This is a genomic window from Prochlorococcus sp. MIT 1011, from assembly GCF_047305235.1.
Lineage (GTDB): Bacteria > Cyanobacteriota > Cyanobacteriia > PCC-6307 > Cyanobiaceae > Prochlorococcus_B.
In genome coordinates, this window is the sequence record NZ_CP138983.1 from 56,179 (window position 1) to 81,237 (window position 25,059).

The following is a 25,059-nucleotide window of genomic DNA, read 5'->3' on the forward strand; positions in this document are numbered from 1 at the left end:
CCTAGTTCATCAAATCACATTTACATGGGAGAATTATTTGATATTGAGCAATTTTCTTCAGCTTTCTTCCTCATGCTGGCTATTAATTCCATCGTCGCGAACGCACTTTTATTCTCTTCATTGCTTTTGGTGATAGGAGTTCCTGTTTTCTATATGACTCAAACCAATCCAGAGGATAATAGAAATCCAAATATTAAAAAGATAGAAATACTTGCAGGTGTCTGGTTCCATTTGGTTCTCCTACAGGCATTGGTAGGCGAGTACATTACACATCAAATGAGTGTTTAGTGAGTAATTCTGGCAATAAAAAATTGCATACATTTAGAGTTATTTTGTATAAATGTTTTAAAGTTACTCTCAAGAGGTTACTGTTAATAAGTATTTAAGGCCAACAAGATGGCAACAATTGAAGGTACCTTTGAAAATTCATCTTCATTAAGCGTTGCAATAGTTATTGCTCGTTTTAATGATTTAATTACGAATAAACTTTTAAGCGGTTGTCTTGATTGTTTATCTAGGCATGGCATTGACGTATCTCAGTCAAGCAACCAATTAGATATTGCATGGGTTCCAGGTTCTTTTGAGTTACCTATTATTTCTCAAAAACTTGCCAGAACTGGTAAATATGATGTGGTTATTACCTTGGGAGCAGTTATTAGAGGTGATACTCCACATTTTGATGTTGTTGTTGCAGAGGCTAGTAAAGGAATTGCAACTGTTTCTAGAGAAACAGGAATCCCAATCGTATTTGGAGTTTTAACAACAGACACGATGCAGCAGGCTTTAGAGAGAGCAGGGATTAAGAATAATTTAGGATGGAGTTATGCTTTACAGGCACTTGAGATGGGCTCTTTGATGAAAGCAGTCAGTTGATTCTGTTAATTGAAAAACTCAATTAAATAACTTCTTTAAACCAGGGCATATTAATTGGTACCATATTATTGGATCTTATGCGGATGTAGCTCAGTGGTAGAGCATCTCCTTGCCAAGGAGAATGTCGAGAGTTCGAATCTCTTCATCCGCTTTCTGTTTAATTAATTACGATTTTGATCTAAATTGAGATCATTTAAGATAGGTTAATATTACTTATTACTGGATATCTTTACTTAAATTTATATATATACAATCAGAGTGATTGAACCAATTATCACAAATAGATGATAAGTATTTACTATTAATGTTGAAATTATAAAATTTTTCTCTTATTTGCTCCTTATGTTTATTAAAACATCTATTTTATTTGTGCTTTTGCTAGAGTCTTTTCAAGTTGAGGATTCCAGTTAATTAATGATAAATTGCGCATGGTAAATAATATAATCAAACAAATTGTTCATGGGTATTTAATTGGCTGATTCTATGTACTCAAAAGAAAAGCCTCTCTCCCAAATGCGAATCGCAATAACAGCTGTTGATCTTGAGCAGGCTGAGCATCGTGGAATTGCATATTTATCAAAAGGTTTAATAAGTACTTTGTCTGATCTAGGGGCAGAAGTTTATTTGTTAACAGGATTTTATGGTAGACGCTTGAATCCGTTAATGAAATTATCAATGAGTAAGCAATCAGTAAGAGAAGTTGACTGTGCGGACATTCTTGATCAATTTTGTGATCCATCCAATCGAATGAAAAAAACAAAAAAGAAAAAAAATTATGATCTTGATGAAGATTTAATTGTAAAGTTAGTGAATAAGCTTATACATTTTAAAAACGAATCGCAAATAATCATTGAGTTATTATTCTCTATATTTAGATTTTATCTCAGAAGAGGCAGATTTTCAGGAAGATTAATTCATCTGTCTAACTTTGAGAATACTCCTTATTTTGGCCAAGAACGAGTAGATTATCTTTCTAAGGTATCAGGTTTTTTATCTATTAAAGATATATATAATTATAGCGCTTTAAGAAGTAAAAGATTTCTCTTTAAAGCTCCAACAATTGATTTTAGAAAGTTAAATATAGACTTATTAATTACATCATGTCCGCTGTGTATTGATGTGAAATCTAATACTAAACATAGTGACAGTTGTATACAGCTTATTATGGATTTCATACCTCTTTCTTTCTCTAAACATCCTGATCACCCTTTTGGCTTTTATAATCGCTTGAAAGATGCAATGAAAACTAAAAATTGTTTTATTTCCAAGGCTTCTAGAGAAAAAATATGTCTTCTTCTTGAAAAACCTTGTTCAAATCATGAGAACAATATAATTTATCCAATGCCTTCATTAAATATAAATAAGTTGGAATTAGCTAGTAAAGTAAAAAATTTAAGGGGTATAAGTAAGAAATATATTTTATTTAATTCTTCTGTTGTTCCAAGAAAAAATCTACATTTTTTAGTAAATATATTCCAAAGTAGTGAAATAGCTAGTAAAGGTTTTGATTTATGTGTTGCTGGTAAAATACATGATGATAAATATGGCTTAGATATCAAGAGAATATGTGAAAGTGACTCGCGGATAAAATTGTTAGACTATGTAGACGAAACAGAAAAGGCATGGCTATTTTTGAATGCTCACGCTTTTGCCTCTCCGTCTTGCGTTGAAGGTTTTGGTATACCGGTTTTGGATGCTGCATCTTTGGGCGTTAGAGTTTTAGCAAGTGATCTACCTTCTCATCGAGAGATTGCAAGTCTTGTTAGAGAAAATCATGATTTTCGCTTACTTGACCTTTCTAATGTTGATAAATGGATTTATGAATTTAACCAATTAAATACTTTAGATTTATGTATGGAAGAAGAAATTAAAGATCGCATTTTGAATTTTAACTCTTGTTTTAAGGGCCTTAAAGAGACTTTCGAAACAAGTATTTTAGATTTGGTTACTTAGAGAATATAGAATTAATTAACTATAATCATTAATACTCGTTTTTATTAATTATGAGTAATGATTGCTTATTATTTAACTTAAATCCGAATTGTTTATAAAACTCGGAACTGTTAGTAGTCAGTAGGTAGATTCTTTCAACAGATTGAATTTTTTTATTTGTCAAGATAGCCTCTATTATTAGCTTCCCAAACCCTAGGCCTTGACGATCTGAAGCAACAACTACATCCCACAACACAGCCCTAAATACAAGATCACTCGTTGCTCTTCCAAATCCTATTAGTTGATTGCGATGCCAAAGGCTCACTACAACTGTGCTGTTGAAGAGCATTTGGCATAGCTGTTGCTTATTTCTACCTTTAGCCCAAAAAGCGTTCTCATTGAGAAATGATTGAAGTTTAAGTAAGCCATTAGTAGGTTTCAACCTAGGGCCAATGCCTAACAGACGGAGTCCAGGTGCTGTTGGGGCATGTTTAACTAGCGATATCCCCTTCATCTTCATCACAATTATTAGAAGCCTCCTAATGCTTGAATTCTAGCTCTACAAGAATTAATACTTGTATTTCTAATAATAGTACAATGATTGAGAATGTTTAATTATTAGCAAAGTGATAAATCGAATCGCGATCCTTTGAATAGTAGTATGCGTATATAATCTTTTTTTTATAAAATTTTAATTGAAGATCATCAACTATTATGATTGTTAGATTTTAAAACTGAATTTATTACTGATTATGGATTCAGACTTTTATTTAGAATTCGAAAATAATTTTCGTGGTAGTCGAGAACAAATAATGCAAGTTCATTCTAATTATGATGGATTGTTAGATTATATTTTAAATATAGATAAGAATCCATCTCTTTTAGATATTGGTTCTGGCAGAGGTGAATGGATACAGAAATGTAATGAAATCGGGTTTAACTCTATTGGAATAGAGTTAGATCCCAAAATGGTAAATCATTCTAGGAAATTAAACTTAAATATTAAACAGGGAGATGCACTATTCCTATTAGATAAATTTTCAGAAAATAGTTTTTCTATAGTTAGTGCTTTTCATGTTATTGAGCATATGAATCATTCAAATATTAAAGAACTTATTAAAAAATCTAGAAGAATTTTAAAGTCTGATGGTTTACTTATTTTAGAAACACCCAGTATAGATAATCTTTTGGTCGCGACCAAATCTTTTCATATAGACCCTACTCATATAAATCCAATTCATCCTGATTTGTTGGCTTTCATGATCAAAAGAAGTGGTTTTACTAAATTAAAATATTATTTTATCAATGGAGGACCATTACAAAACTCGGACCATGATAAATTAACAAGGGTATTTAATGGGGTGGCGCAAGATCTTGTATTAATAGCTTCAAAGTCTAATATTTTAGATAATGCAATTTTTAATGATAGTAACCTTTTGAAAAGAGATATGAGGTTGGGGATAACAACTTTAGATGCAGCAATTGATTTTGATAATTATTCAAGTAATCGCTATGCGCATTACGACGAAGCCATTTTTTTAATGCGAAAAAGGATTTTAGAGTTAGAAAGGCAAGTACAAAAGCTTATAACACTTCATGAAAACAGCTATTTATCTACTATGAGGAGTAAAATTCAAAAAATAAAAAGAAAAATTATTTATTTTAATAGTAGATTCAAAAATAAATTGATAAGCATTTGTCGATACTTTTATAATAGTAATTTTTATAAACTTTCAATAAGAAAATTATATAAAATAAAATCATTATTCTTTTTTCTTAGATATATTGAGAGGATTCTTGATAAATATGGTGTTCGAATTTATCAACATAAATTCTCTAGAAAAAGTAAACATTTAAAAGAAGATTTGGAAATGGTTTTGAAGAATGATAAAAAACTAGAGATATATTTTGATAAATCTGAGGATGCTCAGACTATTTTTAATGATTTAAATAAATATTCTTAATTATGAAAATTATAATTGATTTACAGGGCTTGCAAAGAGAGGGGAATCGTAAAAGAGGTATAGGTAGATATTGTTTGCAATTTACAAAAGAACTGATACAGTATTATCCCCAGAATGAATATATCTTATTTACTAATTCGGCATTGACTGATCTGAGATATGACTTCGAGGATGAACTAAATAATATAAATTTAACTTTGACGTTCTTTGAATGTCCAATAATAGGAGATGTGAATGGAACTTATGTTGGGAGGTATTCAAAGCATTGGGTGTCAATTCAACTTAGAAGTTATGCCTTGTCGCTAATTAATGCAGATATTATATTAATTACAAGTTTTTTTGATGGGTTTAGGGATAATACTTTAGTTAGTCATAATAAGGGTTTTGATTTGCCTCCTATTGTTTCAATCCTATACGATTTAATTCCACTAATTCAATGTGATAAATATTTAAATATTGATCCTGAATTTAAACTTTATTATTTGAATAAGATTAAAGAATTATCAAGCTTGGATGGACTACTTGCTATTTCACAATCTTCATTAAGGGATGCTTCTAAGTATTTAAATATAAATAATAAATTAATCTATAATATTTCTTCAGCATGTAATAATAAAATTTTTTCGTCAATATCATCAAATCCGAGAATTGATAAGAAATTGTTAGGACGTTTTTTGTTGTACTCTGGTGCTACGGATCCCAGGAAAAACTTATTCCGATTAATTGAAGCTTATGCATTACTCCCTATTAATCTTATATTTAAACATAAATTAGTTTTAACAGGACCCTATACAGAGGAAGAAATAATTTTAATTAAAGAATGGATAACTAACTTTGGCTTACCTCCTGAATATGTTGTTTTTCTCGGCTTTGTAACTGATATCGAATTAGCTGATTTATATCGTAACTGCCAATTGTTTATTTTCCCCTCATTGTATGAGGGGTTTGGACTACCTATTTTAGAAGCAATGAATTGTGGTGCGCCTGTTATTGCATCTAATCTTACCAGTATGCCCGAAATTATTAGTGATCAAAGATTTCTTTTTGATCCTTATAATGCACAAGACATATCGTCTTTAATTTATAAAAGTCTAACAGATCATAATTTTTATAAAGCTCTGTGTTCTAATTCTAGTGAAAGAATCAAATATTTTTCATGGCAACAAACGACAAGAAAAACTATAGATGCCCTAAAAGAAGTAATAGCAAACAAATCTAACTCTGGTAAAGAAAAATATTGTGATTTCAATGATTTATTAGATATTAAGTATAAAATTTTAATAAAAAATGTTGTTCAAAGTCCATTAGTCAAAGTTAGAAAAATATCTAATGTAAACTATTTAAAATCTTTGGCTTCAGCAATAGCAATTATTAATAATCAATCAAAAAAAATAGAAATATCTAGAAAATTAAAAAATTATGAAAGCTTATCATGGCGAATCGAAGGTCCATTTGATTCAACTTATAGTTTAGCAATTTTAAATCGGAATTATGCTTTATCTTTAGACAAATTAGGCGAAGATGTCTCTCTTCTTTGTACTGATGGACCAGGTGATTATGAGCCAGATTCTAATTTTTTAGACAAAAATTCAACTATTAATAAACTTTATCAGAGAGCCATTAAAGGTAACGATCAGTTTTTTATTTGTACTAGAAATCTCTATCCCCCAAGAGTAAATGATGTCAAAGCAACTATTAATTTATTACATGCATATGGATGGGAGGAGTCTGAGTTTCCACAGCAATGGGTGCAAGATTTCAACTCTAACCTTCAAGGAATAACAGTCATGTCTAAATTTGTAAAAAAGATTTTAATAGATAATGGAGTGCATATACCAATTAAGGTTTGTGGTTTAGGAGTAGACCACATTAAACATATTCAGGTTGATTATAACTTTAATATTAATTCTAAATCATATAAAATTTTACATATATCTTCTTGTTTCCCAAGAAAAGGAGTTGATATACTATTGAAATCTTATTCAACAGTTTTCAACGAAAATGATGATGTTTCTTTGATTATTAAAACTTTTGATAATCCGCATAATAATATTGAGCAACAGATAAAAGAACTTAAAAAAAATAATACACATTTTCCTGATGTGAAAATTATTAAAGATGATTTGAATTTAGCTCAATTGAAATCTTTGTATTTGCAGTCCAATGTTTTTGTTGCTCCTAGCAGGGGTGAAGGATTCGGATTGCCGATTGCCGAAGCCATGCTTCTAGGTTTACCTGTTATCACTACAGCTTGGGGCGGCCAAAGAGATTTTTGTGATGAAACTAATAGTTGGCTAGTTGATTTTAAATTTGCTAATTCTAAGTCTCACTTTGATCTTGACTATTCTTACTATGTGGAACCTTCTACTCAAGATTTAATTGATAAAATTAAACTTGTTTATTCTGCTACTGAAAAAGAAATCTCTACTAAAACCACTAATGCGAAAGGAACAATTAATTCATTTACATGGGATAAGGTCGCATTTGAAAATAAAACATTCGTTAAACATTTGGTGAGCACTAAAGATAATTATTATTCAAAAGTAGCTTGGATTTCAACTTGGTTCTCTAGATGTGGCATTGCATCTTATTCACGTCATTTGATTGAGAGTATGAAAGAAGAAATTGAGGTCTTTTATCCGTCTCATGAAATAAAATCTACTAATGATATTGATGTTGCCCATCAAAATCAGAGTTTACACAAATCCTGGAAGCTAGATTCACTTGATAACGATAGTTTTGACCAAGTAATTAATCTAATCCGCAAGTTAAATATAACCACTTTAGTAATTCAATTTAATTATGGTTTTTTTCAATTTGAAACTTTTTCTAATTTTATCAATGAAGTTAAGAATAATGATATAAATATAATAGTTTTTCTTCACTCAACTCAAGATCCGATTGGTAATAAAGAAAAAGAACTTCGTTTATTAACTTCTGCTTTAAAGAGATGTGATAGATTAATCATTCATACTATAAATGATTTAAATAGATTAAAAAATTTAGGATTGGTTGATAATGTATTTTTATTCCCTCATGGTATTTTAGGTTCTAGTTCTCAACATTTAGAAATAGAAAATAAAATTTTGAAAAAAAATTATTCAAATGATATTAAGCAAATTCGATCTATTGCCTCTTTTGGATTTTGTTTACCTAATAAAGGTTATAAGGAACTTATTAGGTCTATAGATTTATTGAAAAAACAATCTATAGACATCAAACTCACTATTTATTGTGCCTCTTATAGTGAAAATTATAATTCTTATTATGATGATCTTGTAAATGAAATCTTCAATTTAGAACTTACTCAATTAGTTAATATTGATACGAACTACTACAGCGATGCAGAAATAATAAGTAGGTTGTCAAATTATGAATTAATTGTCTTTCCTTATCAATTTTCTAATGAATCTTCCAGTGCCTCCGTGAGAACTGGTTTATCATCACTTCAACCTGTCCTTGTTACACCTTTGCAAATATTTGATGATGTTAAAGATTTAGTTGATTTTATGCCAGGCTTCACCAGCCAAGAGATTGCTGATGGTATTTATAGTTGGTTTGAAAAGCCGCGGCGTTTTGACTTATTTCAAGAGAGAGAAAAATTAATCCATCAGCGTAGTTTTTCTAAGTTAGGTAATAGGATTTCTCTTCTAATAAAGAGTCTAGAGATTAATAAGTCTTTTTCTACTTGAGCTGCTCTTCAATTAGATTATCAATTATCTCGCTTATTGTTAATTTTGCTTTCCATTGGAATTGGTCATAGAAGGGTTTTGGATCACCAAAACTTTTAAATATATCTGATTTTCTTATATTTTCAGAACTAATAATAATATGATCTTGATAATTAAGATCTAGTTTTTCAAAAGTCATCGATATAAATTCAATTAGACTTGTTAATCTTCCTGAGCAGATGATCTGATCTGTGTTGTTATTCCCCATAGTCATTAACTGAATTGCCTCCACATATTCTTCTGCCCAGCCCCAATCTCTATGGATATTTAAATTACCTAATTTTACTTTATGATTCCTATTCTTGTAACATTCAATTGCTCCTGCTATTATTTTCATTGTTATGAAATTTTTATCTCTTAATGGTGATTCATGATTAAATAAAATTCCAGTCTGACATTTTAAATTGTGAAGTTCTCTATAAACTTTAACTAGATTAAAACTTGTTTGTTTGGCAATTGCATATGGACTAATAGGGCTCTGCTGATGGTTTATACCTGCTGCTATTTCTGTATTACCGAAAATTTCACTACTTCCAGCAAAGAATAATTTACCTTCATATTTTATTTGTCTACAAGCTTCTAATATATTTAATGTTCCATTCGCAATACTTTCAATTGTTTCTCTGGGGTTCGTAAACGATTTCCCCACTGAAGATTGAGCTGCTAAATTATATATTTCATTTGGATTTTCGGTTGCTATTAGTTGACGTAAATTTTGGAAATCCATTAAATTACATTCTTTTGTTTCTAAATCGTTCTGTATTCCAAGTACATAATGGTTTTTAGCAAATTTTGTTGAGCTTCTTCTCACACCAATTACAGAATTATTTTTCTTTATCAATGAATTGCATAGGAGCGATCCATCTTGACCGCCGCTTCCAAAGACCAAAACTTTTTTTTGATGAGGCAAGGATCTAACTCTTGTAATTCTATTTTGCATTGATTTGTCCACTTTTGGTCATTCATAAACGGATGGCAAATTTTGTATTTTTAAGAATAATTGGCCATCATTTTCATTGCAAAACCCCTTTTTCGACTGATATTGAAGAAGGTGTGCACTTTGTTATCTGGATACTTTATGGATGAAAATGGTTGAATTATCAAAATGAGAAATCGATCTTTTTTTTGATTAAGACTTGATTTTTGATTTGAGTTCAAAGCCTGAAAAACTAAGTGGCAAAAGCATTTTTACCTATCCTTTGTAACTTTTTTGCATCGTTAAATAATAAAGAACGCAAATAAACTGATTCTTTTGAGAATTACGGATTTTGTTTGGATTCCCTTTTATTAATCCCTTAAAACCATTGTCTTATGAATAGGAGAGGTTATAGTTCCGCAAGATTCTGTACTGCAAGCCTGTATATTGGCCTGCCAAGCAGATAACCGCATTATTCAATGCGGTGATCCCTAGCAAAGCACTTAAACTTTTCCCCCATGGCCAACGCGACTAGCACTGAACTCCAAGAGCTCTACGTTGCATACTTCGGGCGCGCTGCTGATCCTACAGGTCTTGATTACTGGACTGAACAAGGGATCACCACAGCTGCGTTCGCTGCTGACATGTATGCACAAGCCGAATTCAAAGATGCATACGGCAGCAAATCAGTAGAAGCTCAAGTTAATCAGATCTACAAAAACCTTTTTGATAGAGAAGCTGATGTAACAGGTTTAACGTACTGGACTCAGCAGATCAATTTAGGCGTCCTTAAAGTTGCTGAAATTGCTACTCACTTAATTTGGGCGGCAAAAAATAATGATGGTAGTTCAGATGACAAAACAGCTTTAACTAACAGAACCAACGCAGCTGTTGCTTACACTGCAGAAGTAAAAGGAAGCACTGCTGCGATTCTTGCTTATCAAGCTGAGTCAACAAGCCCTTGGGCATCTGGGGTAAATATCACTGAAGGAGTTACTTATCTATCAGGAATTGATAAGGACACTGCTCATACTGCTGCAGGCGTTACCGCTAGCGTTAATAAAATCGTCAGTAATGGTGATCCATCTGTAGTTGCTGGAGCTAAGACCTTCGCTCTAACTACAGCTATTGATACAGGATCAGATTTTACTGGTACTGCTGGTAATGACACATTCAATGCAGATAACAGCGCTGCTGGAGGAACTGATTCTAAAGAAGTTACTTCTGTCGCTGACACAATTGATGGTGGAGCTGGAACAGATACATTCAACATTTACTCTGACGGAACTGTCGCTGCTATTCCAACAGTAAAAAATGTAGAGACTTTAAATGTCTACGATGAAGATGTTGCTTTCACACTTACTTCAGATCAGGCAAGTATCACAACAGCTAATTTCATTAGAGGTGATGGTGCGGCTACATATACCGTTCCTATTACCGTTACATCTGTAGGACTTGAAAATATTACAGTTTCTGGTACTGGAATCGTTATTGCGGCTGCTGCTACAGATACTGCAATAACACTAGGGCTAAATAAAGTTGCTGCTGCTGCTGGTAGTGGTGACAATGATGAGGATGTAGCCGTAACAGGTGCAAAGCTAACTACAATTAATGTAAATGCTACTGGTACTGCCTCAACTCTTGATGATTTAGATTTAGCAGCTGCAACGACAATTAATCTTGATGCAGCTGTCAAATTTACGACAGGTGAACTAGTTACTACAGGTGCAAAAGCAACTTTGAATATCACTGGTGCTGGAGCTGTAGATATAGGCACTCTTGGTGACACCATTACTACAGTTGCAGCTGGTGATGCCACAGGTGCTATCACAATGACTGGTCCTGGCTCAAATAATAAATCTGCAGTAATCACACTTGGATCAGCTGCTGATGTTTTCACAACTGGATTAGGTGGTTTTACTGCTACTACTGATAAATTTGCTGCTAATGCAGGAGCAGGCGAAGATATTCTAGTTGTTGCAGACGCAGCTCATGTCAATACCGCTGATGAAGCTGACAGATATACGAACTTTGACGTTATTCAAGTAGCTGCTGGCGTAGATACAGATACTCAGTATCTAGCTTCAACAATTGATGCTGCAAAAGTTACTAACGCTAACTTGACAAATATGACAGCAGCACTTGCTGGAAACATCACCATTGAAGGTGCTAATCATGCGGGTGGAACATTCTCACTTAAAGATGCAACTGGTTCATCTGATGTACTTTCAATAACTTCAAAGCACGCAACTGCTGCATCTGCTACTGATTTCACAACTGCGACAGTTACTGGTTTTGAGACTCTGAATTTCACAGCAAACTCAGGTGACGCTTTAACAACAGCAGATTCTGATAGAGCTGCGGTTTCATTTACTTCTGCAGGAGACTTGAAGACAATCAACGTTAAGGGTACGAAATCTGCAGCCGTTGACATCTCATCTAACGCAGTAAAAGTTACTACTCTTGATGCATCAGCTATCACTGGTGGAGCTGTTGTTACTACAGGTGGTCAAACAGGTGACCTGACAGTTACAGGTTCGGCAGTTTCAGACACATTGACAGTAGGAACAGTTGGATCTGGTGGTTCAGTAACAGTAAATGCTGGAGGCGGTATAGATACTTATCAAGGAACAATAGCTCAGTTGGCTGCAGCAACAATTGATGCTGGAGCTGGCGTTGACGTAGTTAACTTCAGTAATACGACGGCTTCAGGTACTGCTTTGACATTCGATGATACAACACTCAATGGAATGTCAAATGTGGAGACCCTTGGATTTACAGGTGCTATCGCAGGTGATTTTACAGTAACTTTAGGTGGTTGGGCTAACTCATTAGCTACAGCTATCTCTGGCAATCAGTTGAAGATTTCTGCTAAAGCGCTTGCATCAGCTGCTGCAACTGAGGTGGTTGTTGTTGATGCATCTCAATTAACTGGTTCAAACTCAGTTGAGATGGACATTAAAGACACTGCTGCTGGTGCCTCTGCTGCAAATACCATTGACCTAACTGGTTCTGATAACGCCGATAAGATTACAGTTGAAGAGGCTACAGACGGTGCAGATACTGTTATCACAGTTATTAGTGGTAAAGGAAACGACACAGTTACAGTAAAAACTCACGCTGGTCAGGATGGAGCAGTTGTTGTAACTGCAGGAGATGGAGATGACACGATCACGTTGAGTGCAGCATATACAGATGCTGCTTCAACAGCAAACCTGATTACAGGTGGAAAAGGAACCGACACAATCACTTTGGATACAGGAGACACAGCAAAGGAAACTGACTACACAATTGTGATGGGATCTACAGCAGCAAACAATGGTGTTGATTCAATTACTAACTTCGAACAAGGCGCAAGTGGTGATGTTCTAAAGCCCGATGCTTTCTTAGATGCCTCAGCTATGACTGCTGCTAGAACAGCTAACACTGCAAGTTCGACTGATGTAACGAGTAACGTTAACCTATTGGTTGATATAACTGGTGGGCAAGACATAACTACAGCTGCTGGACTTGATGCTGCATTGGCTGCAGGTGGTGAGTACGGCAACTTAGATATGTCTGGAAGCGGTAAAGCTGTATTCGTTACTGCCTCATCTAGTGATGCAAGTACGACTCAGCATGTCTTCTTTGCATCCTCCGCTGCAAATGGAACAATCACAACAACTAAAGTTGCGACTGTTGCATCATTGGATATCGATGATTGGCATAGTGATAACTTCTGCGTTACTGCTTCTTAAAACTAAGACTTTTACAAAGGTTTTAATTCCGCTAAAAAAAGCCCCGTTAATACGGGGCCTTTTTTTTTGCTTATTATCTTTTTTCTAATATTTATTTTTGGTGTCTTTGTATTTTTTGCATAGACATCATTCAAACTCTTTTTTAATTTCTCTAATGTTTATTTAATATATTGAGGACTCTTGATAAATATTTTGAGAGTATCTGTTCTTTTTTTGTTAACTAATTCAATGGATTTTATTTCTCTAACTGATATGTGAATGGATGATTCATATTTTTTTATGAGCTGATTCTCATATTGATTTTAATGAATTTGCTTTATCACTAAATTTATTGAAAAGTAATTGTAAATAAGTAACTCTTCTAAGTTTAATATTAGCTGATAGGCTCATACCAGCTTGAAGTGGGAGTTTTTTGCCTGACTTAAGTTCTAAAAACTGGGTTTCTAATTCAATTTTTGCAGGGAAACGAAAACCCTTTCCTTGTGATGGAATTGGAGTTAATGCATCAGAACCGATACTTTTTACCTTACCTTTAATAATTCCAAAGTCGCTTGCGGGAAAAGAATCGATACTTATATCTGCATCTTTACCTTCACTTACAAAACCTATTGTGCGATTATCAATTTCTATTTTCGCAATTAAGTTGTTCATAGGAACTATTTTCATCACTGGTTGGCTGCTTCGTGCTACATAACCTGGACCTTTGGGTTGAAGTTCAAAAACTACCCCGTCTATTGGAGATGTTATCTCTTGATATTTTAGAGTGACTAAATTTGTCTTTATTTCACTTTTAAGCTGTTCAACTTTATCAAGTTGTTGCATATATTGTAATTCTGATACGGCACCTTCATTGACAAGAAGCTCTAATCTTTTTGTTATTTCTTCATTGAAAATTAGACTTTTTTGTAAGGCCGCATTTTTTGCTTCTGTAATTTCAGTATCAAGATGAATAAGAATTTGTCCTTTTTTTACAACATCTCCTTCTTTTATAAGTAATTCTCTCGCAATTCCTTCCAAAGGCATTTGTACCTCAAACACTCCCCCCTTTGGTTCTAATTTACCTGTAGCTATTGCAACTTCGTCTGTTTTTGCAATAGCTAACCACCCAAGAGAAAAGGCGGTACTTCCCATTAAAACCCAGGTTATTGAACTTGCCCAAAATTTTGATTGTTTTAAAAAAACTAGATTTACATCATTGCTCAATCCTTTATCTATTTTATCTTGTAAGGATTGAATAAATTCAACAGGTTTTAATTTTATTTGGTTAATTTTTTCAATTTTTAAAGTATTTAGCGTTTTACTTAATGTTTTTGATTTCAACTTGATTGAGCTTTTTATGTCCTTTAATGATTTTAAAAATTGCTCTTTTTTTCTTATTTTCATTTTAAGTAGACTCCTGTTGACGATAAAGGGCAAAATATCTACCTTTTAAATTCATCAATTCGTCATGGGTTCCAGTTTCGACAATCGAACCTTGATGAAGCATTACGATTAGATCTGCTTTCCTTACTGTACTTAGCCTATGAGTGATAAAAAATACCGTAGAGTTTTTGCATGAATCTTTTAAACCTTCACATACTTTTCGTTCAGTTTCATAATCTAGTGCACTTGTAGCTTCATCCATAATTAGAAGTTTTGGGTTACTCAATAGTGTTCTTGCAATCGCTATTCTTTGTTTTTGGCCCCCTGATAAACCTGCGCCTCGTTCACCAACATTAGTGCTATATCCATCTTCTAATTCCATTATGAAATCATGGGCACTTGCAATTTTGGAGACTTTCACAATATCGTCACTTGCCGCTTCGGGATCAGTTAGTGCAATGTTTTCATTTATTGTTCCAGCAAAAAGTAAAGGTTCTTGAGGCACGATTCCAATTTGTCTTCTCAAAGAATACAATTCCACTTTATCTATGTCATATTCATCTATTTTGATTCTGCCAGAATTAGGTTTATATAACCGTGGAAGTAATTTCATTAAAGTACTTTTACCGCTTCCACTTTGACCAACTATTCCTACAAATTGACCTTGCTTAATGCTTAAAGATACTTTCTTCAAAATATCAGGTTGTCCAGGAGAAAACTTAAAACATACGTCTTCGAATTCAACTGATCCGTCAATACTTGGTAATGGAATCTTTGCTTGATCTGCTAGAGAAGTTTCTTCAGGGGTATCGACAATATCTGAAAGCCTTTCAAATGAAACACGAAGCTCTTGTACGTTTTGCCAAATAGTGCTTAATCTCAATAATGGCTGCGTTACATATCCAGATATAATTCTGAAAGCAATCAATTGACCTAAACTTAACTGACCATTAAGTACTAAAGTTGCTCCTACCCATAGTACTAGTAGTTGAGATAACTGTTGTAAGACTTGACTTGTCTCTCCTAGAGCAGTTCCAGTAATAGTTTTTTGAAATGACTTTGCAACATAAGTTGAATACAATTCTTGCCATTTCCATCTACTTACTCTTTCAATGTTTTGGGCTTTTACAGTTTGAATACCTGTTAAAACTTCAACTAAGTGGCTTTGAGTAACGGCGTTTTCCTGTGCCACATCTCTAATTTGTCTTCTGATTAAGGGTGTTCCAATTATAGTTATCATGATTTGTATAGGTACAACTCCCAGAGCAATTAATGTTAACAACCAACTATAAATTACCATTACTACTATATAGATAAGAGAGAATATTGCATCTAATATTGTAGATAAAGCTTGTCCAGTAAGGAAATTTCTGATTTTTTCTAATTCAGCTATCCTGCTTCCTAATTCACCTACTGGCCTTCTATCAAAATAACCTAAAGGTAAACGTAGTAAGTGATCAATAACCTCAGCGCCTAATCTAGTATCAATTCTATTTGTTGTTTCATTAAATAAAAATGTTCTGAGACTACTCAGTATTCCTCCAAGAATAGTAACTACTACTAGTGCTAATCCTAATATTTGCAGTGTATCTAGACTTCTTTGACTAATAACTTTATCAATGATTACTTGAATCATTAATGGATTGGCTAAACCAAATAGTTGCACTACGAACGATGCTAAGAAAACTTGTAAAAGAACGTTGCGATAGCGATTGATTGCTGGCAATAACCATTGGAGTCCAAACTTTATTTCTGGCGTTTGTTCATGTTTTTCAACTAATAGCAATTCAATGTATCCTTTCTCAAAACTTTCTTCAAATTGATCAGAATTTAATTGAATTAATCCTTCGACTGGAGACACTAATTCTAATTTATTTGAATGACTTTCTTTTATAACAGCAAAACTTTCTTTCCAAGTAATTATTGCGGGAGCTGGAAGTCTGTCTGCCATTCGTGGAGCTACTTTAGCCGTAGATGAATGTAAGCCCATTGAGGAAGTTATTCCTCCAAGAAGATGAATGGTTGGTTTTTTACCTCTTTTAATTGTGTCTCGAAGAATTTTTTCTATTGAATCTACTCTGTAGGGTAGTTTCATTTCTGTTGCTATCATTTGCAGACAAGCCAAAGACTCTCTCAAAGCACCACTGGCTTTAATTATTTTAAATTCTTTTTTTGGATTGTAATTACCTAGCTCTTCAGTACTAATGTCAAACATATCAGGACCAGTTTTTATGTTTAGTTCATTCTCTGTATTAGTATTAACATTCGTTTTAACTAATTTAGAATCATTTTTATTGCTTACTAATTTATAATAAAGTTTTTTGTTTAGTGAAAAAACCCTTGCTGGAAGAGGACCATTTGTGATAATTATTTCATTATTTTGGATGATATCGCCGATTGCTTTTTTATCTATATTGGCACTACCAGCAAAATAAATATAATCTTCTCTTTTAGTAATTTTTTCGCCATTATCAAATATATTTAATTTGACATTCATTAATAGTTCATTAAAATTTTTTTTAATATTATCTACAATGTCAGAATTATCAGATTCTTTACTTAGATGAATAGCTAATTCTAATAATTCTGATGGAAGAAAATTATTATTACACCAATTTCTAAATTCTTTTTCTTTTTTATATAAATATAAAATTAAGCTATCAGGAATAGCCAAACCTAATACATCATTACTCGCGGTAATTAATTCACATCCTTTTGCTCGTAATAAAGGAGCAAGACCAATAAAAGAGTCTGAACTTAATTTCGTTATTGTTTGCGATTTAAAAGTTGTTCCATATAAAAGCCTTGCTTCTCCACTTAGGAGAATAAGAACTGTATTTGGAATAAGATCTTTTTTATTACATATTGGGTATCCAGTTTTATATCGTAGTAAATTTGATTCATTCTCAATTTTTTCTATACTAGAATCACTTATAAGTTTAAAAGCTTCTATTGATTTCAAATTAATATTGATTTTTTTACTCATGATATTTGTATTAGATTTGATTCAGGATTATTAACTAATATTTTTTTTAAGAGATTGTTATTTACGATATCGGTTTCCTTGTCAATCCATTTATTGAATAACTCCTCACTCAATTTTTCTTTCATAAAACTATCTAGCTTGGCTGGCTCATAATATTCTAATCTTAAAACTATATTGAATTCATCAATTTGAATAGGTGAATTGATTTCTCCAATTTTCGATTGTTTTATTAATTCTACAAGCCTTGGATGTGCTCTGCCTAATGGGGCAGGGCCTATTAATCCTCTGGTTTTATTTTCTATTCCTTCGGAATGCTTAGCGGCCATATCTCCAAAGCTTGCTTCTTTTTCTTGGATTCTGAAAAAAATCTCTCTCGCTAAGAAAAAATCTTTAACTCTGATTATGCTATAAACAACTATATCTAACTCGTTTTTTCTTTCAAGGAATCTGCTTTCCACTTGATGTTCGAAATTAAGTTTACAATATTCTTTTAAACGAATTTTGGTTAATGCTAGTGTTTCAAAGCTAGATTTATCTAGTTTATTCTCTGCTAACCACATGTTTAAATTTGCGTCATCAGTTATATTTAATCTTTCACAAAAATCTGCTATAATTTTTTCTTTTATTTTAGTTTGAATATGAATATCTGATAATAAATTATTTATAAGTTCAGATCTAATAAGTGGCTTAAGTAAATTATTCTTGTGTAATAATTTTATGCATTTATTAGGAAAAAGTTCTAGAGCTTTCATTGATTGATTTGGAAATCACATGTTTTAGAAAAACCAAAAAATTAATTGATAATTATTTTAGTTTGAAGTTACATGGTATATAAAAAAAGGATTTATTCATTTTAGCTATTGAGTTCATTTTTCAGAGCCATAGAATATGCAGCTGATGCAGTTCTTAAAACGTTTTTTTGCGCTTCAAGTTTTTGTAATTCATTTTGTACAAATTGTAAACTTGCTAGTTGCTCCTTTGCTTTTTCACTTAAATCATCTAGGTTGTAATCTTTCCCGTCAATAGTTACGTTGGCCATTTTTTCTTTCTAGTATTATTACCCATCATACACTATTCCATACTTGTATTTTATTGAATACTTAAAATATCTTTGTATCGATAACTGTTTTATATTCAAAAAACTCTTCTTTAAGTATAAAAAATTATTTTCATTTCTCATCATGGTCGTCCTATTCCCATTGATACTCTTTCTCGGTTTTACTTACCTGATAAATCTTTTGTTAGAACTTCAATGCACTATTGATTACGTTTACCACTGTAATTGATAGAATAAAAATTTGGAATAATTCTTTTATAAACTACTTTCTTTCATAGCCATCTTGAGATCACTTTCTATCATTTCTGATACTAAATCATTAATGTCATAGGTAGGTTCCCAGCCAAGTTTGGAGTATGCTTTTTTAGCATTACCAAGCAATGTTTCAACTTCTGCCGGTCTGAATAGTGATGCATCTACTTTGATTACTAATTTTCCATTATCTCTTCTTTTGCCTATCTCGTGTATGCCTTCACCTTCCCAATTTATACCTCCCCAGCCTAATTTGATTGCACAAATTTCAATAAATTTTTTTACTGAACATTGTTTGCCTGTGGCAATAACATAATCCTGAGGCTCCTTTTGTTGAAGCATTCTCCATTGCATTTCTACATAATCTTTTGCATGTCCCCAGTCTCGTAAAGAATCAAGATTACCTATTGTTAAATATTCTTGAATTCCAGAATCAATTCTTGTTAGCCCCCTAGTGATTTTTCTGGTAACGAATGTTTCCCCTCTCCGTGGGGATTCATGATTAAATAAAATTCCATTGCATGCAAACATTCCATAAGACTCTCTGTAATTAATAGTTATCCAATATGCGTATAATTTTGCAACCCCATAGGGACTTCTTGGGTAAAAAGGCGTTGATTCAGATTGCGGCGATTCCTGAACGAGGCCATAAAGCTCTGAACTGCTTGCTTGGTATATTTTTGTTTTTTCAACAAGGCCTAAGATCCTAACTGCTTCAAGGATTCTGAGTGGTCCTAAAGCATCTGTTTGAGCCGTATATTCTGGTGATTCAAAACTAACTTTTACATGACTTTGAGCTCCTAAATTGTAAATTTCATTAGGTTCAACTTCTTTAATTATTCGTAGGATATTTATACTGTCTGTCAAATCACCATAATGTAAAGTAAGTTCTTTCTTTGATTTATTATTTATTAAATTTTTAATTAGTTGAGTATTCACTTGGCTAGTTCTCCTTATAATTCCGTGCACTTCATATCCTTTATTTATTAATAATTCAGCAAGGTAACTTCCATCTTGACCAGTGATACCAGTAATCAAAGCAGTTTTCGTTTTACCCACCCTTTGCTCTCCTAAAGTTTTTTATTCTATTGTATCATTGCATTTGTATTTATAAATAACTTTTCTTTTTCATTAATTGCTTTAAGCTTTATTTTTCATCTTTATTAAGATTATCAATAATATTATATTATTAAAATATAAACTCTCATTTATCAATCTTACAAGTTAATATATTAGTAATTAAGTTTGATTTGATGCTAGGCAAATTATTAGGCGATCCAAATAAGAGAAAAATAAAATCTTTTTATCCCTTGGTTACGGATATAAATGTTTTTGAGGAAGATTTAGTTGGTTTAACCGATGATGAGCTCAGAAGAAAGACTACAGAATTTAGACAAAAGATAGAACAAGTTAAAAGTTTTAAATCTCAACTTGAAATCCTTGATCAACTTTTACCAGAGGCTTTTGCGGTAGTTCGAGAAGCTTCTAAACGTGTCTTAGGTATGAGGCATTTTGATGTCCAGCTTATAGGAGGGATGGTTTTGCATGAGGGCCAAATAGCAGAAATGAAAACTGGCGAAGGTAAAACACTCGTCGCTACTTTGCCAAGTTATTTAAATGCTTTGGCAGGCAAAGGAGTTCATGTGGTCACTGTGAATGATTATCTAGCCAGAAGAGATGCTGAATGGATGGGTCAAGTTCATCGTTTTCTTGGTCTCAGTGTTGGGTTGGTTCAACAATCAATGTCGCCTAAAGAAAGAAAAAAGAATTATGAATGTGACATAACCTATGCCACGAACTCTGAGTTGGGATTTGATTATTTACGTGACAATATGGCAGCTGATAAATCTGAGATTGTTCAAAGAGATTTTAACTTTTGCGTTATTGATGAGGTTGATTCGATTCTTATTGACGAAGCCAGAACACCATTAATTATTTCAGGTCAAGTGGAAAGACCTCAAGAGAAATATCAAAAAGCCTCGGCAGTTGTAGAGAAATTAGTGAGAGCCAAGGAAATGAGTAAAGATGGTATTGATCCTGAGGGTGATTACGAGGTAGATGAGAAACAAAGAAGTTGCATACTCACTGATGAAGGTTTCGCTAAAGCAGAAGAGCTTTTGAAGGTTAAAGATTTATTTGATCCGAAAGATCCCTGGGCTCACTACGTAACAAATGCATTAAAGGCAAAAGAGCTTTTCACGAAAGATGTGAACTATATTGTTAGGGATGAGGAGGCAGTCATAGTCGATGAATTTACAGGGAGGGTAATGCCTGGAAGACGCTGGAGCGACGGTCAACATCAAGCAATTGAAGCCAAAGAGAATCTCCCTATTCAGCCTGAGACCCAGACTTTAGCTTCGATTACATATCAAAATTTCTTCCTTCTCTATCCAAGACTATCTGGCATGACAGGAACGGCAAAAACTGAAGAAGTTGAATTTGAAAAAACTTATAAAATAGAGACAACTGTTATTCCAACTAATCGACAAATTGCAAGGGAAGATTGGGTGGATCAAGTTTTTAAAACTGAATCAGGGAAATGGAGAGCAGTCGCAAAAGAAACAGCTGAAATTCATAGACAAGGAAGACCAGTGCTTGTAGGTACTACAAGCGTTGAGAAGAGTGAGCTTTTAAGTACTCTTTTGTCAGAGCAGCAAATACCTCACAATTTATTGAATGCAAAACCAGAAAATGTTGAGCGAGAAGCGGAAATAGTGGCACAAGCTGGACGCTCAGGTGCTGTCACCATTGCCACTAATATGGCTGGAAGAGGAACAGATATTATTCTTGGTGGTAATAGTGACTATATGGCCAGATTGAAAATTAGGGAAATTTTAAGCACTCGATTAGTCAAACCTGAAGAAGGTCATAAGCCTCCGATACCCCTTCAACGAAATTCACCTTCAGTCGGATTTAAAGAAGATAAAAATGAGGATCCTATGACTAGCAAAAAAATACAATCTGCTTCTTTGCAAAATATTTTCCCTGTCTCACTTACTGAAGAAACTGAACAAAGGCTTGTTTCATTAGCCTCAAATTTAGTAAAGGTATGGGGTGATCGTTCGTTGAGCTTTATTGAATTAGACGATTATATTGCTACTGCGGCTGAAAAGACACCTACTCAAGATAAAAATATTGAGGAATTACGAGTTGCTATTCAATTAATTAAAAATGAATATGAAGAGGTATTGAGCCATGAGGAAACCAAAGTTCGTGAGGCTGGGGGACTTCATGTAATTGGAACTGAGCGTCATGAGTCAAGAAGAGTTGATAATCAATTAAGAGGTAGAGCTGGTCGACAAGGAGATCTTGGAAGTACTCGTTTCTTTTTATCGTTAGAAGATAACCTGCTTCGCATTTTTGGTGGAGATAGAGTCGCAGGTCTTATGAATGCTTTTCGGGTGGAAGAAGATATGCCTATAGAATCTGGAATGCTTACTCGTTCTTTAGAAGGAGCTCAAAAGAAAGTAGAAACATATTATTATGATATTAGGAAACAAATATTTGAATATGATGAAGTAATGAATAATCAGAGAAGAGCAGTATATTTAGAAAGAAGAAGGGTCTTAGATGGAACGGAGTTAAAGCTGCAAGTTATTGGTTATGGACAAAGAACGATGGAGGAAATAGTTGAAGCATATGTTAATGAAGACTTGCCACCTGAAGAGTGGGATTTAGATAAGTTGGTTTTAAAAGTCAAAGAATTTATTTATTTATTAGATGAACTTAAACCTGATGATTTGCTTGGATTGAATAAACTTGAACTACAAGATTTCTTAAAAGAGCAGCTAAGAAATGCTTACGATATGAAAGAAGCTCAAGTAGAGCAAACTCACCCAGGAATAATGAGAGAGGCCGAGAGATTTTTTATTCTTCAACAATTAGATACACTTTGGAGAGAACATTTACAGTCAATGGATTCATTGAGAGAGTCAGTTGGATTAAGAGGCTATGGACAAAAAGATCCTTTAATTGAATATAAAAATGAGGGTTATGATATGTTTTTAGAGATGATGATTAACATGAGAAGAAATGTTATTTATTCAATGTTTATGTTTCAGCCAGCTAAAAAAAATACTGGATGATGAAATCTAATTATCTAAGTAATGGAAGTTGATTCTAGAAAATTACAAGAGTTATATATTGCTTATTTTGGCAGACCAGCTGATCCGCCAGGAATTCAATATTGGCTTTTGCAAGCTGGTAAAGGGGTTAAGTTAAGAGAAATAGCATGTCATTTATATAGCCAAGAGGAATATAAAAAATCTATAATACATAGTAAATCCTTAGATTTACAGATAAATCAATTCTATCTAAATTTATTTAGTAGAAAGGTTGATTTCGCAGGATTAAGTTATTGGTTAAGATCAATCAAATCAGGTTCTCATGATATTTCAGATTTAGCGTGTGATTTAATTGAATCAATATCAATATCAAGTCAAAGTGAAAATAAGCAGCAAATAATTGATAAATCAACTTTAGACAATAAGGTGCAATCTGCTGAATTATTTTCTCAAGAATTAGAGTCAACAATTAATGGAGTTGGTTTATATCAACCTTCTTCTACGAATCCTTGGATTTCTGGCTATGCGTTATCAGTTGGTGTGGAGTTTATCAGTCAAATTAATTCGGAACATAAATCTAATCTTATAGATGTAAAAAAAACTATTCAGTCGATTATTTTTTTTTCAAAGTCATCAAATCATAAACCTGTTATTGAAATAGAGGGAGTATCTTTATCAATTCCAGTTTTTTCTAATAATAAAAAATTTACAAAGATACTTGCAAATACTATAAAAGTTCCTTTGACTGGCGGTGGTTTGAAAATAAAAAATAATCAAACAAGTGTTCAGGCTTTATCAAATTTAAATGTCACTTTTACCAAAGGAGAACGTGTTGCATTAATTGGTCATAATGGTTCAGGAAAAAGTACTTTCTTAAAGTTGATTTCAGGCATATATTCATTAACTTCCGGGAAAATGAAAATTAGTGTTAATGTTTATCCAATGCTTCAAAAAAGTTTTTTAACAAGTAATGAATTAAGTGGAATAGATGCTGCTAAGGCACACTATTTGTTAATTAATAGTAATTTTAATGGATTTCAGGAATACCTTAGCGAGATTGTAGATTTTTCAGGTTTAGGCGATTATATCTCTTTGCCTATTAAAACCTATAGTGAGGGAATGTCAGCTAGATTAATCTTCTCTCTTTTAACCTCATGTAAACATGATTGTTTAGCCATAGATGAGGGATTTGGAACTGGAGATACTGAGTTTTTTGAAAGAGCAGAGAAGCGACTTAAATCTTTTATTGATTCGGCAGGAACACTTTTTTTGGCTAGTCACTCAGAGGAATTACTTAGACAATTTTGTACTAGAGGAATTGTATTTAATCATGGGTCAATTGTTTATGACGGCCATCTAGATGAAGCATTAAATTATTATCATGCGAGTGATTATTATGAAAATATTTAGAGATAATATTAAATTCTCGCTAGAGACTAGGCAGCTTTGGTGGTTTACAGCTACATCAAGAACACGAGCTAGATTTGCGAGAACAGCATTAGGTAGCTTTTGGCTTGGATTTTCGAATTTACTCTCAATAGCTACTTTAGGTATTGTCTATGGAACAGTTTTTGCTGTCAGTGACTTTAAATCTTATTTGATTTATCTTGGTATTGGTCTGGTTGTATGGAATTCAATTTGTTCTTCAATCTCAAGTGCTCCTACACTTTTTATTAACAATAGATCTAATATTCAAAATTTAAAACTTAAGCCAATATTTTATGTAGTTGAAGAATGGGCTTTTCAGATACAAACTTTTTTTCAATCATTTGTATTAGTTTTTGTCGTTCTTATATTTTTTGATAAGTCTCTTTTCTACAATCTGATCGTTGCATCATGGATTCCATTTCTAAATCTATTTATTTTTTTATTTTGGCTCCCTTTAATTATTGCTTTGGTCAGTCTTCGTTTTTCAGATTTTGCACAATTAGTTCCTATCGTCTTACAGTTGATTTTTTTAATATCACCAATTTTATATAGAAAAGAAAATTTGGGAGATTTAAATTGGATAACTAATATTAATTTTTTCTATATATTGATAGACTCTTTACGCCACAGTTTGATAACTTCAAGTGTTAATATTAATTGCCAATTATTAATCTTGAGTATTAATATTTTTGGTTTATCCTGTTCTCTTATCGCTTTACACTTTCAAACTAAGAAAATACCTTTTTTGGTTTAATAA

Annotated in this window: 16 protein-coding genes and 1 tRNA gene; 10 read left to right on the plus strand and 7 right to left on the minus strand. The window is 32.8% G+C overall.

Annotation, left to right across the window (positions count from 1 at the left end; genetic code table 11):
- Positions 1–24: 24 nt before the first annotated feature.
- From psbZ to SIB75_RS00280, 4 genes are all read left to right on the plus strand, one after another.
- Positions 25–288: a photosystem II reaction center protein PsbZ gene (gene psbZ / locus SIB75_RS00265; RefSeq protein WP_413683478.1), complete on the plus strand. Its 264-nt coding sequence runs from the start codon at positions 25–27 to the stop codon at positions 286–288.
- A gap of 108 nt (positions 289–396) precedes the next feature.
- Entirely contained in the window at positions 397–873 is a 477-nt protein-coding gene (gene ribH / locus SIB75_RS00270) for a 6,7-dimethyl-8-ribityllumazine synthase (protein ID WP_413389362.1), read from the plus strand.
- A gap of 79 nt (positions 874–952) precedes the next feature.
- Positions 953–1,024: transfer RNA gene (locus tag SIB75_RS00275), tRNA-Gly, on the plus strand.
- A gap of 332 nt (positions 1,025–1,356) precedes the next feature.
- Positions 1,357–2,826, plus strand: a complete 1,470-nt coding sequence (locus SIB75_RS00280) for a glycosyltransferase (protein ID WP_413683479.1) — start codon at positions 1,357–1,359, stop codon at positions 2,824–2,826.
- Between the two features lie 28 nt (positions 2,827–2,854).
- Here the strand turns inward: SIB75_RS00280 and SIB75_RS00285 are convergent, their stop codons facing one another.
- Positions 2,855–3,319, minus strand: a complete 465-nt coding sequence (locus tag SIB75_RS00285; RefSeq protein ID WP_413683480.1) for a GNAT family N-acetyltransferase — start codon at positions 3,317–3,319, stop codon at positions 2,855–2,857.
- A gap of 238 nt (positions 3,320–3,557) precedes the next feature.
- Between SIB75_RS00285 and SIB75_RS00290 the strand changes: the two genes are divergently transcribed.
- Both SIB75_RS00290 and SIB75_RS00295 read left to right on the plus strand, forming a co-directional pair.
- Positions 3,558–4,769: a class I SAM-dependent methyltransferase gene (locus tag SIB75_RS00290; protein WP_413683481.1), complete on the plus strand. Its 1,212-nt coding sequence runs from the start codon at positions 3,558–3,560 to the stop codon at positions 4,767–4,769.
- 2 nt (positions 4,770–4,771) lie between these two features.
- Entirely contained in the window at positions 4,772–8,461 is a 3,690-nt protein-coding gene (locus SIB75_RS00295; protein WP_413683482.1) for a glycosyltransferase, read from the plus strand.
- Here SIB75_RS00295 and SIB75_RS00300 read toward each other — a convergent pair.
- Complete coding sequence (locus SIB75_RS00300) at positions 8,454–9,440, minus strand: GDP-mannose 4,6-dehydratase (RefSeq protein WP_413683483.1); 987 nt, start codon at positions 9,438–9,440, stop codon at positions 8,454–8,456. The genes SIB75_RS00295 and SIB75_RS00300 overlap by 8 nt on opposite strands.
- Positions 9,441–9,934: 494 nt before the next feature.
- On the opposite strand from SIB75_RS00300, the gene SIB75_RS00305 reads away from it, so the two are divergent.
- Positions 9,935–13,153: a DUF4214 domain-containing protein gene (locus tag SIB75_RS00305; RefSeq protein WP_413683484.1), complete on the plus strand. Its 3,219-nt coding sequence runs from the start codon at positions 9,935–9,937 to the stop codon at positions 13,151–13,153.
- A 291-nt stretch (positions 13,154–13,444) separates the two neighbouring features.
- On the opposite strand, the gene SIB75_RS00310 is transcribed toward SIB75_RS00305, so the two are convergent.
- The 5 genes from SIB75_RS00310 to gmd form a co-directional block, all read right to left on the minus strand.
- The gene (locus SIB75_RS00310; protein WP_413683485.1) at positions 13,445–14,536 is read right to left on the minus strand and encodes an HlyD family secretion protein; all 1,092 of its coding nucleotides are present in this window, start codon (positions 14,534–14,536) and stop codon (positions 13,445–13,447) included.
- A gap of 1 nt (position 14,537) precedes the next feature.
- On the minus strand, positions 14,538–17,501 hold the full coding sequence (locus tag SIB75_RS00315) for a peptidase domain-containing ABC transporter (RefSeq protein WP_413683486.1): 2,964 nt from the start codon (positions 17,499–17,501) through the stop codon (positions 14,538–14,540).
- The gene (locus SIB75_RS00320; protein WP_413683487.1) at positions 17,498–18,253 is read right to left on the minus strand and encodes a peptidylprolyl isomerase; all 756 of its coding nucleotides are present in this window, start codon (positions 18,251–18,253) and stop codon (positions 17,498–17,500) included. The genes SIB75_RS00315 and SIB75_RS00320 overlap by 4 nt, the downstream gene beginning before the upstream one ends.
- A gap of 101 nt (positions 18,254–18,354) precedes the next feature.
- Positions 18,355–18,540, minus strand: coding sequence for a hypothetical protein (locus tag SIB75_RS00325; RefSeq protein ID WP_413683488.1), 186 nt, complete (start codon positions 18,538–18,540; stop codon positions 18,355–18,357).
- 273 nt (positions 18,541–18,813) lie between these two features.
- The gene (gene gmd, locus SIB75_RS00330; protein WP_413683489.1) at positions 18,814–19,869 is read right to left on the minus strand and encodes a GDP-mannose 4,6-dehydratase; all 1,056 of its coding nucleotides are present in this window, start codon (positions 19,867–19,869) and stop codon (positions 18,814–18,816) included.
- A gap of 194 nt (positions 19,870–20,063) precedes the next feature.
- On the opposite strand from gmd, the gene secA reads away from it, so the two are divergent.
- The 3 genes from secA to SIB75_RS00345 are packed head-to-tail and all read left to right on the plus strand — an operon-like array spanning position 20,064 to position 25,056.
- On the plus strand, positions 20,064–22,895 hold the full coding sequence (secA, locus tag SIB75_RS00335) for a preprotein translocase subunit SecA (RefSeq protein ID WP_413683490.1): 2,832 nt from the start codon (positions 20,064–20,066) through the stop codon (positions 22,893–22,895).
- A 21-nt stretch (positions 22,896–22,916) separates the two neighbouring features.
- Positions 22,917–24,284, plus strand: a complete 1,368-nt coding sequence (locus tag SIB75_RS00340) for an ABC transporter ATP-binding protein (protein ID WP_413683491.1) — start codon at positions 22,917–22,919, stop codon at positions 24,282–24,284.
- Complete coding sequence (locus tag SIB75_RS00345; protein WP_413683492.1) at positions 24,271–25,056, plus strand: ABC transporter permease; 786 nt, start codon at positions 24,271–24,273, stop codon at positions 25,054–25,056. The genes SIB75_RS00340 and SIB75_RS00345 overlap by 14 nt, the downstream gene beginning before the upstream one ends.
- Positions 25,057–25,059: the final 3 nt, after the last annotated feature.